The 12,999-nt window shown below is 70.2% G+C and carries 15 protein-coding genes and 1 pseudogene; 9 read left to right on the top strand and 7 right to left on the bottom strand.

Going from position 1 to position 12,999, the window contains the following annotated elements; genetic code table 11:
• Nucleotides 1-237: 237 nt before the first annotated feature.
• From HBB12_RS10030 to HBB12_RS10015, 4 genes are all read right to left on the bottom strand, one after another.
• Nucleotides 238-1,515 carry an O-acetylhomoserine aminocarboxypropyltransferase gene (locus HBB12_RS10030; RefSeq protein WP_236989213.1) on the bottom strand — a complete coding sequence of 426 codons (1,278 nt, stop codon included), beginning with the start codon at nucleotides 1,513-1,515 and terminating at the stop codon, nucleotides 238-240.
• 229 nt (nucleotides 1,516-1,744) lie between these two features.
• The gene (locus tag HBB12_RS10025) at nucleotides 1,745-2,017 is read right to left on the bottom strand and encodes a hypothetical protein (RefSeq protein ID WP_236989212.1); all 273 of its coding nucleotides are present in this window, start codon (nucleotides 2,015-2,017) and stop codon (nucleotides 1,745-1,747) included.
• Between the two features lie 139 nt (nucleotides 2,018-2,156).
• On the bottom strand, nucleotides 2,157-3,143 hold the full coding sequence (locus HBB12_RS10020; protein ID WP_236989211.1) for a copper chaperone PCu(A)C domain-containing protein: 987 nt from the start codon (nucleotides 3,141-3,143) through the stop codon (nucleotides 2,157-2,159).
• A gap of 61 nt (nucleotides 3,144-3,204) precedes the next feature.
• Nucleotides 3,205-3,603, bottom strand: a complete 399-nt coding sequence (locus HBB12_RS10015) for a hypothetical protein (RefSeq protein WP_236989210.1) — start codon at nucleotides 3,601-3,603, stop codon at nucleotides 3,205-3,207.
• A gap of 230 nt (nucleotides 3,604-3,833) precedes the next feature.
• On the opposite strand from HBB12_RS10015, the gene HBB12_RS10010 reads away from it, so the two are divergent.
• The 6 genes from HBB12_RS10010 to HBB12_RS09985 all read left to right on the top strand — a co-directional run bounded on the left by HBB12_RS10010 (nucleotide 3,834) and on the right by HBB12_RS09985 (nucleotide 9,700).
• Nucleotides 3,834-5,129: a L,D-transpeptidase family protein gene (locus tag HBB12_RS10010; RefSeq protein ID WP_236989209.1), complete on the top strand. Its 1,296-nt coding sequence runs from the start codon at nucleotides 3,834-3,836 to the stop codon at nucleotides 5,127-5,129.
• 75 nt (nucleotides 5,130-5,204) lie between these two features.
• Complete coding sequence (locus HBB12_RS10005) at nucleotides 5,205-5,417, top strand: SlyX family protein (protein WP_236989208.1); 213 nt, start codon at nucleotides 5,205-5,207, stop codon at nucleotides 5,415-5,417.
• 535 nt (nucleotides 5,418-5,952) lie between these two features.
• On the top strand, nucleotides 5,953-7,254 hold the full coding sequence (glyA, locus tag HBB12_RS10000; RefSeq protein WP_236989207.1) for a serine hydroxymethyltransferase: 1,302 nt from the start codon (nucleotides 5,953-5,955) through the stop codon (nucleotides 7,252-7,254).
• Nucleotides 7,255-7,373: 119 nt separating this feature from the next.
• Entirely contained in the window at nucleotides 7,374-7,910 is a 537-nt protein-coding gene (gene nrdR, locus HBB12_RS09995; RefSeq protein ID WP_236989206.1) for a transcriptional regulator NrdR, read from the top strand.
• A 41-nt stretch (nucleotides 7,911-7,951) separates the two neighbouring features.
• A complete protein-coding gene (ribD, locus tag HBB12_RS09990) occupies nucleotides 7,952-9,037 on the top strand; it encodes a bifunctional diaminohydroxyphosphoribosylaminopyrimidine deaminase/5-amino-6-(5-phosphoribosylamino)uracil reductase RibD (protein ID WP_236992730.1) in 1,086 nt (361 codons plus the stop codon).
• Entirely contained in the window at nucleotides 9,038-9,700 is a 663-nt protein-coding gene (locus HBB12_RS09985; protein ID WP_236989205.1) for a riboflavin synthase, read from the top strand. It begins immediately after the preceding gene.
• On the opposite strand, the gene HBB12_RS09980 is transcribed toward HBB12_RS09985, so the two are convergent.
• Nucleotides 9,652-10,203: a LysR substrate-binding domain-containing protein gene (locus HBB12_RS09980; protein ID WP_236989204.1), complete on the bottom strand. Its 552-nt coding sequence runs from the start codon at nucleotides 10,201-10,203 to the stop codon at nucleotides 9,652-9,654. The genes HBB12_RS09985 and HBB12_RS09980 overlap by 49 nt on opposite strands.
• On the opposite strand from HBB12_RS09980, the pseudogene HBB12_RS09975 reads away from it, so the two are divergent.
• From HBB12_RS09975 to HBB12_RS09965, 3 genes and pseudogenes are all read left to right on the top strand, one after another.
• Nucleotides 10,204-10,356: pseudogene (locus tag HBB12_RS09975) on the top strand (SDR family oxidoreductase); the annotation flags it as partial.
• Between the two features lie 174 nt (nucleotides 10,357-10,530).
• The gene (locus tag HBB12_RS09970) at nucleotides 10,531-11,028 is read left to right on the top strand and encodes an Hsp20 family protein (RefSeq protein WP_236989203.1); all 498 of its coding nucleotides are present in this window, start codon (nucleotides 10,531-10,533) and stop codon (nucleotides 11,026-11,028) included.
• Between the two features lie 124 nt (nucleotides 11,029-11,152).
• Nucleotides 11,153-11,668 carry a hypothetical protein gene (locus tag HBB12_RS09965; RefSeq protein WP_236992729.1) on the top strand — a complete coding sequence of 172 codons (516 nt, stop codon included), beginning with the start codon at nucleotides 11,153-11,155 and terminating at the stop codon, nucleotides 11,666-11,668.
• Nucleotides 11,669-12,025: 357 nt separating this feature from the next.
• Here HBB12_RS09965 and HBB12_RS09960 read toward each other — a convergent pair whose 3' ends face one another.
• Both HBB12_RS09960 and HBB12_RS09955 read right to left on the bottom strand, forming a co-directional pair.
• Nucleotides 12,026-12,376 (bottom strand): MmcQ/YjbR family DNA-binding protein, encoded by a 351-nt coding sequence (locus HBB12_RS09960; protein ID WP_236989202.1) that lies wholly within the window; start codon nucleotides 12,374-12,376, stop codon nucleotides 12,026-12,028.
• Nucleotides 12,377-12,392: 16 nt separating this feature from the next.
• Nucleotides 12,393-12,956, bottom strand: a complete 564-nt coding sequence (locus tag HBB12_RS09955) for a glyoxalase superfamily protein (protein WP_236989201.1) — start codon at nucleotides 12,954-12,956, stop codon at nucleotides 12,393-12,395.
• Nucleotides 12,957-12,999 lie beyond the last annotated feature (43 nt).

Raw genomic sequence — 12,999 nt, 5'->3', positions numbered from 1 at the left:
GCCTCCAGACCCGCTCCGGGCGGCATGCGTCCCGACCGGCGCGGATCGGCTCACCCGGCGCCGAAACTGAACGTGCCCAATAGATCACGGGACCAGGCTTGGCCGCAATGCTTGCGGGAATTTTTCCCTGTCCGCACTCCCACAACGGCAGGTGCGCCGGCCGCGTGCGATCGTCGCGGCCGGTCATCCGGTGTCCGATCGATCGCTCCGCGATGCGAAAACCGAATCCCTGGCGGCTCAGGCGAGCGCCTGGTCGAGATCGGCGATCAGGTCGCGCGGATCCTCGATCCCGACCGAGAGGCGCACCACCTCCGGCCCGGCGCCGGCCCGGGTCTTCTGCTCGTCGGTGAGCTGGCGGTGGGTGGTCGAGGCCGGGTGGATCACCAGCGAGCGGGTGTCGCCGATATTGGCCAGGTGCGAGAACAGCTTGAGGTTCGAGACGAGCGCCACGCCGGCCTCGTAGCCGCCCTTGAGGCCGAAGGTGAACACCGCGCCGGCGCCGTGCGGGCAGTACCGCTTGTGCAACTGATGGTAGCGGTCGCTCTCCAGGCCCGGATAGCTGACCCAGGCCACCGCCGGGTGGCGGCTCAGGTGCTCGGCCACCGTCTTGGCGTTGTCGGAATGGCGCTGCATGCGCAGCGGTAGGGTCTCGATGCCGTTGATGATCAGGAAGGCGTTGAACGGCGACAAGGCCGGGCCGAGGTCGCGCAGGCCCAGGACCCGCACGGCGATGGCGAAGCCGAAATTGCCGAAGGTCTCGGACAGGACCATGCCGGCATATTCCGGCCGCGGCTGCGACAGCATCGGGTAGCGGGCGTCGCCCGCCCAGGTGAACGAGCCGCCGTCGACGATCAGCCCGCCGATCGAGTTGCCGTGGCCGCCGAGGAACTTGGTGGCCGAGTGGACCACGATGTCGGCGCCGTGCTCGAACGGGCGGATCAGGTACGGCGTCGCCATGGTGTTGTCGACGATGAGCGGGATGTTGTGGCGCTTGGCGACCGCCGCGATCGCCGCGATGTCGGTGATGACGCCGCCCGGATTGGCGATCGATTCGATGAAGATCGCCTTGGTCCGCGGGGTGATCGCGGCCTCGAACGACGCCGGATCGTCGGTATCGGCCCAGACGACGGTCCAGCCGAAGCTCTTGTAGGAGTGGTTGAACTGGTTGATCGAGCCGCCATAGAGCTTGTTGGCCGCGATGAACTCGTCGCCCGGCTGCATCAGGGCGTGCATCACCAGGAACTCGGCGGCGTGGCCGGAGGCCACCGCGACGGCGGCGGTGCCGCCCTCGAGGGCGGCGATGCGCTCCTCCAGCACCGCGTTGGTCGGGTTGGTGATGCGGCTGTAGATGTTGCCGAAGGCCTGGAGCCCGAACAGCGAGGCGGCGTGGTCCACGTCGTCGAACACGAACGAGGTGGTCTGGTAGATCGGCGTCGCCCGGGCGCCGGTGGCGGCGTCCGGCGCCGCGCCGGCATGGATCGCGAGGGTGTTGAAGCCGGGCTGGCGGTCGGTCATGGCGTCCTCGGGCGTCGGTTGTTGCGACGTGCTTAGGACCGGGTGGGCCGGAGGGTCAAGCGCCGCCGCAGGCCCGCTCGCCTAGTAAAACCGAACTTTTTGCTGTGCTGGCGGGCTTCTCGACAACTCGGTAGAAGCAAAGTCCACAAATCGGATGACTTGAGAAAAATCGATCTCGCTCGACCCGAGTGCCGGGCGGACGACGACACCTCGTCCGCCCAGGCAGCCCTCAGCGATAATGCCGGTGCCGGCGATGATCGTGATGATGCCGGCCACGCAGGTTCGTGCGGTAGGCGCGCCGGCCCGGATCGATGCCGAGCACGCCATTGACGCCGCCGACGGCACCACCCACTGCGCCTCCGACGATGCCGCCGACCGGGCCGGCGACGCGGTTGCCCTCGCGGGCGCCGCGCTGCATCCCGCCGGGAATGCCCTGCGCCTCGGCTGTGCCGGTGAGTGCGAATGTCGAGAGGGCGAGAGCGGCAAGCAGCGCGAGCTTCATGATCGTCACTCCGAGGCGGCCGGCGGAAGCCGGCCCTTCGAAGCGATAACGGCCGAGCGGGGCACAAGGTGGCGGACGCCTTGCGCGATCCGCCACCGTCGTTACCGAAACGTCACAGGGCCGACGAGCCCGCGCACCCTCAATGGTGCTGGTGCCCGCCCCCGGCCTCCGGCGCCGAGGCGCCGATGGCGCCGACCGCGAAGCGCACCGGCACCGTCCCGGCGCGGGCGAAGGTGAGGGTGCCGTCGAGCGTGTCGCCGGCCTTCACCGGGCCGGTCAGGTCCATGAACATCAGGTGGTAGCCGCCGGGCTTGAGCACCACGGTCTCGCCGGGCTTGATGACGAGGCCGGATTCGACAGGCGCCATCTTCGCCACGCCCTTGTCCATCGCCATCTGATGCACCTCGCCGCGGGGTGCCAGCGGGATCGAGGCGGAGAGCAGCCGATCGGGCTCCTTGCCGGTATTGGTCACCTGCAGGTAGCCGCCCGCCACCTTGGCGCCGCCCGGGGTCGCGCGGATCCAGGGCTGCTCGATGGTGAGGTCGCCGGCCTTGATCGACGTGGTGGCGGGGGACATGGAGGCGGGAGCCGCCGGCGCGGCAGTCGCGGCGGCCGCGACGATGCGCACACCCGGCGCCGGGGAGGAGAGGTCGCGGGCCGCCTGGCCGGCGGCCGGCACCTGGCTCCAGTCGGCGGTCGTGCCGTCGCAATCCTGGCGCACCGGGAAGTAGACAATGCCGCCCGGCGCGACCGCATCGGTGAGGCGGGCCTGGAACACGAACTCGTCGTACTGGTCGTCGGGCAGCGAGCCGCCGGTCCAGGAGATCGTCTTCACGCCCTCCGACACGGTGCCGTGATAGGACGGATAGGCGCGGCCATAGGCCCCCTTGGTGGTGGCGAGCTGCCAGCCCGGCTTCGGCATCGGCTTTGCCGCGATCACGCCCTCGGGAATCGTGACGGTGACGCCGGTGGTCGGCTTGCCGTCGCAGCCATGGCCGATCTGGACCACGCCGCGATAGGTCTGGTTCGGGCTCGCCTGTTTCACGCCGAGCACGGCATGGGCGAAGGCGGGAGCGGCAAGGAGGGAGAAGGCGGCGGCGAGGCCGGCGCGAAGCGGGAAGGTCATGGAATCGGGTCCGAATGAGTCGCGGGACGGGGAGGGGGCAGCAGTGCTTGCCCGATGGACGTCACGCGACGGGGGGACCGCGGGCGGAAGCGGGCCGGGCGGGCGACGCATGCGCCGGAGCCGTTCCCGCCAGGGACCACGACAGGACGACCGCGATCCGGGGCGGCCAGGCCTCCGCTGACGCGGGGGCCGGTGGGGCGAGGGGGGTCGGACAGGCGAGCGTGCAGCAGGAATGGACGCGAGCGAGCGGCTCGCTTTCCGCCGGAGCCTGATGCGTCTGGCAGAGGATGCCGGCGCTCGCCGCAGCCGGGCCGGGTGCGAGGCCGGTCAGGAAGGCTTGCAGCACGAGACCGTAGAGCGACAGCATCGCGGCGAGCGCGCGCCAACGCGCCGTGCCTGCCAATCCGTGCCGGAGATCGCTCATCCGCCCGACATAGCCGAGCCGATGCGGTTCCGCCACTTTCCGCGAGCCTGCCGGCCAGCGCGTGCGTTGCACAATTACCGCAGTCCACAGCCGAGCTCTGGTCTCCACGACGGCGCCCGCACGGCGCCACATTCTGGCCCGCTCCTCATAGTGTCTTAACCGCATCCCGGCACCGTCACGGGCCATAGAATGGGACGCAACACGGCATCCACGTCCGATTTGCCGTCGTCAGCGTCCCGCGTCACAGGTTCGAGAGCAGAATTCCCATGCTGACACGCGTTTCCCTCACCGGTTCGCTCGGCCTGGCTCTCCTGGCCGCCACCGCCCTTCCGGCCCTGGCGCAGCAGGACCGGGGCGGCGGGCTGGCCCAGGCCGAGTGGGCGCAGAACTACGATTCCGCCGCCACGATGCGGGTGCAGCGCTCCAATACGCCGATCCTGTCGCCCCAGACCCTGGCGGCGACCGAGCAGATGGTCGAGCGCTACCGCGACATCGTGGCCCGCGGCGGCTGGCAGGCGGTGGCGGGTGCCGAGCGCCTGCGCGTCGGCTCGAAGAGCCCGGCGGTGACGGCGCTCCGCCAGCGCCTGATCGTCTCCGGCGACCTCGACCCGGCCGCCGGCTCCTCGCCGGTCTACGATTCTTACGTCGAGGCCGGCGTGCGCCGCTTCCAGGCCCGCCACGGCCTGAACCAGACCGGCGCGATGAACGTCACCACCGTCCAGGCGATGAACGTCCCGGCGGACGTGCGCCTGCGCCAGCTCGAACTGAACGCGGTGCGCCTGCGCTCCTATTCGGGCAATCTCGGCGAGCGCTACGTCATCGTCAACATCCCGGCGGCCCTGGTCGAGACGGTCGATGGCGACCACGTCGCGACCCGCCACGCCGCCGGCGTCGGCAAGATCGACCGCCAGTCGCCGATCATGAACGCCAAGATCCAGGAGGTGAACTTCAACCCCTACTGGACCGTGCCGGCCTCGATCATCAAGAAGGACCTGATCCCGAAGATGCAGAAGGATCCGGCCTATTTGACCGACAACAAGATCCGCATCTTCAACGGCGACCGCGAGATCCCGCCGTCGCAGGTCAACTGGCACTCGGACGAGGCGACCCGCTACCGCTTCCGCCAGGATCCGGGCGTCGACCTGAACTCGATGGGCTTCGTGCGGATCAACATCCCGAACCCGCACGGCGTGTACATGCACGACACGCCGGCCAAGGGCATCTTCGGCGACGATTTCCGCTTCGTCTCCTCGGGCTGCGTGCGCGTGCAGAACGTGCGCGAATACGTCTCCTGGATCCTCCAGGGCACCCCGAACGCCAACCCGGACACGATCGAGGCGATCATCCAGGGCGGCCAGCGGGTCGATGCCAAGCCGGTGGCGCCGATCCCGGTCTACTGGACCTACATCACCGCCTGGTCGACCCCGGACGGCCTCGTGCAGTTCCGCGACGACATCTACAAGCGTGACGGCGCCGGCGCCCCGACCGCCTCGATGGCCGCCGCCGCCGCCGGCCCGCGCAACTTCAACCCCGACGCCCCCGACGACGACCGGACCAACTGATCGCCGTTCGACAGCCTGAATGGAAAACGGCCCGGGCTTCGCGCCCGGGCCGTTTTCGCGTGAGTGGACACCCTCATGACCCCCGATCCCGAATCCCGCCTCGACGCGCTGGAAGCCCGCATCGCCCACCAGGACGCGACGATCGAGGACCTGAACCGCATCGTCACCGAGCAGTGGAGCGCGATCGACGTCCTGACGCGGCACGTCGCCGCCCTGCGCGAGCGGGTGCGCGAGATGGCCGAGCGCCCGGCCGCGACCGGGGACGAGCCGCCGCCGCCCCACTACTGAAGTACAGCCGAAAAGATTTGTGACGCTGCTTTCAGTTTTTCTGAATCGCCGAGCGCTTGACGCAAATTGCGCTCAATCCTAGCTTCCGACCAAGGTCGAGACGGAATTGTCGCCCGCTGTCGTCCTATCAGGGCCGTGCAACGAAGTCCGTAATTGCATGAGTGCGAGACGCATGAAGGGGGCACCCGCTTCACGTCCTGCACGATCGATGCTTCCGGATTCCGGGCTCCGCTGCGCAGCCACGGACAGGCACAGCAGGTGTCGGCTCCTGCACGCCGGTTCGGTTTGTTTCGCGCCCGGGTCGCGAGGTCTATGCTTCGCGCTTGGAGGGCAATGCCACGCACTTGGGGCTTGCTGCGGGGTCTTGCCGCAAGGTCGCAGCCGGGGGCGGCAGCAGATGTCGCTCACGGACAAATGTCCGGCGCTCCGGCCTTGGACTCCCCCGTCGCCCGCGTGTAGAAGCTGGCCGATCCCGATCCTTTACTTCCGCACCGGCGCTCCGTCCGGGCGGCTCCCGAAGAACCTCGAGGCCAACATGAGCGTGGGCACCGTCGCCAACACCCGGTCCAATTCGTTCTTCTCCGCGTCGCTGGCCGATGCCGATCCGGAACTCGCCCGCGCCGTCGCGCAGGAACTCGGCCGCCAGCAGCACGAGATCGAGCTGATCGCCTCCGAGAACATCGTCTCGCGCGCCGTGCTCGAGGCGCAGGGCTCGGTGCTGACCAACAAGTACGCCGAGGGCTATCCGGGCCGGCGCTATTACGGCGGCTGCGAGTTCGTCGACATCGCCGAGAACCTGGCCATCGAGCGCGCCAAGCGCCTGTTCGGCTGCGAGTTCGCCAACGTGCAGCCGAATTCCGGCTCCCAGGCGAACCAGGGCGTGTTCATGGCCACCATGCAGCCTGGCGACACCTTCCTCGGCCTCGACCTCGCGGCCGGCGGCCACCTCACCCACGGCGCGCCCCCGAACGTCTCGGGCAAGTGGTTCAAGCCGGTCTCCTACACGGTGCGCCGCGAGGACCAGCGCATCGACATGGAGCAGGTCGAGCGCCTGGCCCAGGAGCACAAGCCGAAGGTGATCATCGCCGGCGGCTCGGGCTATCCGCGTCACTGGGACTTCGCCAAGTTCCGCGAGATCGCCGACAGCGTCGGCGCCATCTTCTTCGTCGACATGGCGCATTTCGCCGGCCTCGTCGCCGGTGGCGTGCACCCGTCGCCGTTCCCGCACGCCCACGTGGTCACCACCACCACCCACAAGACCCTGCGCGGCCCGCGCGGCGGCATGATCCTCACCAACGACGAGGCGCTGGCCAAGAAGCTCAACTCGGCGATCTTCCCGGGTCTCCAGGGCGGGCCCTTGATGCACGTCATCGCCGGCAAGGCGGTGGCCTTCGGCGAGGCTCTTCAGCCCGAGTTCAAGCTCTACGCCAAGCAGGTGGTGGAGAACGCCAAGGCTCTCGCCGACACGATCATCTCGGGCGGCTACGACATCACCTCGGGCGGCACCGACAACCACCTGATGCTGGTCGATCTGCGCGCCAAGGAGCTGACCGGCAAGGCGGCGGAAGCCGCGCTGACCCGCGCCGGCATCACCTGCAACAAGAACGGCGTGCCGTTCGATCCGCAGAAGCCGACCATCACTTCCGGCATCCGTCTCGGCACTCCGGCCGCGACCTCCCGCGGCTTCGGCGTCGCCGAGTTCAAGAAGGTCGGCGAGTTGATCGTGCAAGTTCTCGACGGCCTGCACCGCGCCGGCGAGGCGGGCGACGCGGCCGCCGAGGAGAAGGCCAAGAGCGAGGTCCACGCGCTCACCGACCGCTTCCCGATCTACGGCTGAAGCGTAAGAGCTTGATCTCCCGGCTTCCCCTTCCGCCGGGAGCGCTCTAGAACACGCCCCTTCCGGGGCCGGTCCCACGCGGGACCGGCCCTTTTTCGTACCAGAGGAACGGGCGACCGATGCGGTGCCCCTATTGCGGCGGCCTCGACACGCAGGTGAAGGATTCCCGGCCGAGCGACGACAGCTCGGCGATCCGGCGCCGGCGGATATGCCCGGATTGCGGCGGCCGCTTCACCACCTTCGAGCGGGTGCAGCTGCGCGAGCTGATCGTGGTCAAGCGCTCGGGCCGCAAGGTGCCGTTCGACCGCGACAAGCTCCAGCGCTCGGTCGAGACGGCGCTCCGCAAGCGCCCGGTCGAGGCCGAGCGGATCGAGCGCCTGGTGAGCGGCATCACCCGCCGGCTCGAGAGCACCGGCGAGGCCGAGGTGACCAGCGAGGCGATCGGCGAGGCGGTGATGGAGGGGCTGAAAGGTCTCGACGACGTCGCCTATGTGCGCTTCGCCTCGGTCTACAAGAATTTTCGCGAGGCCCGCGACTTCGAGGAATTGCTCGGCCACCTCGCCGCCGGCGCCGCCCAGGCGGCCTCCGCCGACGAGGCTCCGGCAACCGAAGAGCCGGTGCCGCCGGCCCGGCGCCCGCGGAGCCGCGCGTCGTGAGTACCCGAGATCACGCCCGGGAGGAGGCCGACCGGCGCTACATGCGCCTCGCCCTCGCTCTCGGCCGGCGTCATCTCGGCCAGGCCTGGCCGAACCCGTCGGTGGGCGCGGTGCTGGTCGGCGGCCCGCCGGGCTCCGAGCGGATTCTCGCCCAGGGCGTGACGCAAGCGGGCGGCCGGCCCCATGCCGAGCGGGTGGCGCTCGCGGCGGCCGGGGAGGCGGCGCGCGGCGCCACCCTCTACGTCACGCTCGAACCCTGCTCGCATCACGGCCGCACCTCGCCTTGCGCCGACGCCACCATCGCGGCAGGCGTCACCAGGGTGGTGAGCGCCATGGACGATCCCGATCCCCGGGTCGCCGGCCGCGGCCATGCCCGGCTCGCCGAGGCCGGCATCAGTGTCTCGGTCGGGCTGATGGGACCTGAGGCCGCGCGCGACCAGCGCGGGCACGTGACCCGGATCCTGCAAGGCCGACCGGCCGTCTTCCTCAAGCTCGCCCGCACGGCGGACGGCTTTGCGGCGGGCGGAGAGGGCCGGCTGATGATCAGCGGGCCGCGGGCCAATGCCGAGATTCACCTCCAGCGGGCCCATTGCGACGCGATCATGGTCGGCGTCGGCACGGTGCTGGCGGACGATCCCCAGCTCACCGTGCGCCTGCCCGGGATGGCGGCCCGCTCGCCTCTGCGGATTGTCCTCGATCCGTCCCTGCGCACGCCGCCGAGTGCGGGACTGGTGCGCACCAGCGCGACCGTCCCGACCCTGATCCTGTGCGGCCCCGACGCTCCAGCCGTCGCGGAGGCGGCGCTGACCGCCGGCGGCGCGGAGGTGGAGCGGGTGCCGCTCACGCCTGAAGGCCGCATCGACCTGCCGCAGGCCCTGCGGGTCCTCGGCGCCCTCGGCCTGACCCGGATCTGCTCGGAGGGCGGGCCGACGCTGGCCGACGCGCTCGCCCGCGAAAACCTCGTCGACGAATGCCTGCTCGTCACCGGCGATTGCGTTCTCGGCCAGCCCGGCCTGCCGGCGGTCGGCCCGAACCTCGCCGCGCGCCTCGCCTCCGCGGAGTTCGCGGTCGCGGAGGAATATCGGATCGGCACCGATCTCTTCACCTGCCACGCACGGAGCCCGTAGATGTTCACCGGCCTCGTCTCGGATGTCGGCCGCGTCGCCGCGGTGTCCGGCGATTCCAAGCTGAAGCGCGTCGCCATCGACTGCGCCTACGATCCCGCCGGCATCCTGATCGGCGCCTCGATCGCCTGTTCGGGTCCCTGCCTCACCGCCGTGACCGTGACCCCGCGCGAGGGCGGCTGCACCTTCGAGGTCGATGCCGCCGCCGAGACCCTGGCCCGCACTACCGTCGGGATGTGGGTTCCGGGCATGCGGGTGAACCTGGAGCGCTCGCTGAAGATCGGCGACGAGCTCGGCGGCCATCTCGTCACCGGCCATGTCGACGGCCTCGCCGAGATCGTCGCCCGCGAGCCGGTGACGGGGCAGGCCGGCGAGGCGTCCCAGGCGAGGGAGAGTTGGGCGCCGAGCGAGCGCTTCGTGCTCCGGGCGCCCCCGGGCCTCTCGCGCTTCATCGCCGAGAAGGGCTCGGTCTGCCTCGACGGCACCTCGCTCACCGTCAACGGCGTCGAGGGCGACACCTTCACGGTGCTGCTGATCCCCCACACGCTAGCCGTCACCACCTGGGGCGAGCGCCGGGTCGGCGACCGGCTCAACCTCGAGGTCGACCTGATCGCCCGCTACGCGGCGCGGCTGACGGAGGGAAGGGCGGCGGTCGGGCCGGGCTGACGTCCGAAATCGGAAATCACGTGCCCGCCCCCAGGTGCCCGCCCCCAGGTGGGACAACCGTGCGGCGAAAAAATCCGCCACCGCCTCGACCTTCGGCGGCCGCGCCCGCGCGCTCGGCGTGACGAAGGAGCGCGCGCCGCCCGGCGCCAGTCCGGCGGCAGGGCCTCCGGGCGCCCGTCGGCGAGGTAATCGGCCGCGATGAAGTCCGGGAGTTCGGCGATGCCGAGCCCGTCGAGCGGCACCGCAAGCAGGGCGTCGGCATGCGTCACCCGCGAGGGCCCGGCGGGGACGACGCTCGCCTCGCCGCCGTCCGGTCCGGCGAGTGCCAGACGCCCGCGCCGGGCCCGGTAGGCGTAGCCGAGGCAATGCTCCGGCCGCAGGTCGTCCGGATGTGCCGGCCGTCCGTGGCTCGCCAAGTGGGCCGGTGCCGCCACGACGAGGGCCGTGACCGGCAGGAGCCGCCGCGCGACGAGCGCGGAATCGGCCAAGGCCGCGATACGCATGGCCGCATCGCATCCCTCGCCTCCCGGATTCCGATGGGCCGGGTCGGCGAGGCGGAGGAGATCGCCAAGGCGGCCCTGTTCCTGGCCTCGGACGATGCGAGCTTCGTCAACGGCATCGAGCTGTCGGTGGAGGGAGGGCAGGCGCAGATCTGACCCCGCGCCATTCGGGCGAAAAATTCGCTGGGGGCTGGAACCGGAACGCGGCGTCCGCGTTCCACACGCGCGAGGCCCGAATGGGCTTGCAGGTTGGGCGCCGGACGCGGGTGTCCGGCGGCCCGAAACGTCATCCGATCCAAATCATCACGTTGCTCCAAGGAGGATGTGGTCATGAGGACCTTCGACTTCGCGCCGCTGTATCGCTCCACCGTGGGCTTCGACCGGCTGTTCTCGATGCTGGACCAGGCCGCGCGGCTCGAGCCGTCGACGCAGCAATGGCCGCCCTACGACATCGAGAAGGCGGGCGAGGACGCCTACCGCATCACCATGGCGGTAGCCGGCTTCTCGCAGGACGAGATCGAGCTGACCCAGCACGACACGACCCTGCTCGTAGCCGGCCAGAAGAAGGACAGGGAGGCTGAGCGCGACTACCTGCACCGCGGCATCGCGGCCCGCGCCTTCCGCCAGACCTTCAGCCTCGCCGACCACGTGAAGGTCACGGGCGCCCACCTGGAGAACGGCCTGCTCTCGGTCGAACTCAAACGCGAGGTGCCGGAGGCGCTGAAGCCGCGGCGCATCACCATCGGCGGCAGCCAGGCCGCCCTCGGGCAGGACAACGCGCCGGCCCGGATCGACGGCCATGCCGAGGGCCGCTCCAGGGCAGCCTGATTCGACGGCCGTCTGACCCCCGTTCGCCATTGACGAACAAACCCCGGAGGCCCCGCGCCCCGGGGGCCTGAACCCCTTCCCGTGCCCTGTGATGCACCATCAGGGAGGACGAACCGTGTCGACGATGGAGACGTCTTCTACCCCTGCCGGCCTCATCCCTGCCGGCCCGATGAACCCGCCTGCCGGCCAGCCCGCCTCGGTCGAGGCGTGGCAGGCCCTCGTCGCACCGGGCGACGTGTTCCGGCACCCGCGGGAGGTGCTGGCGCATCCGTTCCTGTCGCGTCCGGAAAAGCGCGCGATCCTGGCCTCCTGGGCGTCGGATGCCTGCGCCCTGGAGAATGCGCCGGGCCTGCGCTGCCTGACCGGCTGCCGGGCCGAGCCGGTCCCGGTCGATGCCGTGATCGAGGCGCTGGTCGAACTCGATCACGAGGTCCCACGCGGCCCCGGCGCGCGTCCGACGCGGCGGACATCTCCGCGGCGTCGCTCGCGCACCTCCTGGACATTCAGCTGGTACCCCCGCCCGGGCCGCCGGCCCGACGACGATGACGACCCGCCGCCGTGCCCTGCCACGTTCATGCCGGTACCGCGTCCGCGGATATCTCCTGACGCGACGGCGCGGGCGCTCCTCGTGCCGTCATAGGGGACATGGTGCAGCGTAGACCGGGATGGTCAGGCATGAGGTCGAGGCGAATCGCGAGTCGCCATACCGTCGCCGCATCGCGTGTGCGTGCCACCCAGGTTTACAGGCTCGTCCCGGCGAGCTGCGCCGTCAAAGCCGCGGCCCTCTGCAGCGCCGCGGCCACGAGGCTTCAGAATACTGCGCGTCCGGTACCTCGCCCTGGTTGCGGTGAAATGCGAGGCCGTCCTCGCCACTCTCCGCGAGAGCCCGTTCCAGTTCGTCGATCTGCGTCACAAGCGTCGGATGTCCGCACCGAGGAGAACACGCCGGGCCTGCACGTCCGGACAGACGGCCGGCAGCCCCGTTCGCCGGACGGCTTCACGCCTCCTCGTTCCGGCGGCGAGGTGGCCGGATCTTCGGAGCGGCGAGGCGGTGGGCCGCCGTCAGCGCGGACAGTAGTGTCGCCTCGTCGACGACCGTCAGGTCGCACCGCGTGGCGCCTCTCCGGCCCCAGCCGCCCGGGACGGGGCTGAAGGCGGCCGGCACCTGTTCGCAGAAGACATCGCGATGGTCCGAGTCGAACATCAGGTTGATGTCGTGACCCGCTTCGTCGAGCGTCGCGAAGGTCCTGCGTGGCGTGCGGAACGCCGTGCGATGGAAATGCGGCGCCGAGGTCACGGCCGGCAAGCCCATGACGAGCGCCTTCACACGTCCCATGTCGACAGCCATCGCGATGACCCTCTCCTCACACGGTGACGGATCGGCGCTCGGACTCCGCGTCCCGGTACTGACAGAATCGTAGCCGGTTGCCGAACGGATCCGTGACCTCCAGCGTCTCCCCCCAGGGAGCCTGCTCGATGCCGGGCCGCGCGTAGCTGTAACGCTTGTCCATCAATTCCCGATGATAGATGCGGAGGCCTCGCATCGGCACGAACACGGTGGAGCCCGGGCTGGAATCGCCGTGATGCTCGGAGAGGTGAAGCCGAAGACCCGCGCGGGCGACCTCCATGTAGAGCGGCAGGCCCGGTTCGAACCGGTGCTCGAAGCCCGGCGCGAAGCCGAGAAAGCCGCAATAGAACTCGCGGGCCTTGGCCTCGTCGAAGATGCGCAGCACCGGCACCGCCTCCAGGAAGGCAGGGCCATCATCAGCAGCATGATCGAGTGCGGCACAGGCCGTGTTCCAGTCGCTGTGGCCGAGTTCGGCGGCAACGAGTTCGAGGGCAGTGGCGTGCGGGACGGCGATGTCGCGCGCGGCCAGCGCGGCGCGCAAGCGCCTGGCCATGGCCTTCGCCTGATCGACGGTGGTCATCGTGATCTCCTCAAGCCGGTGGCGGCTCGTCGGCGCTCGCATT

This window comes from Methylobacterium sp. SyP6R (assembly GCF_019216885.1).
Lineage (GTDB): Bacteria > Pseudomonadota > Alphaproteobacteria > Rhizobiales > Beijerinckiaceae > Methylobacterium.
The sequence above is the reverse complement of the archived record's forward strand: the minus strand, read 5'-3'. Positions and strand labels throughout refer to the sequence as shown.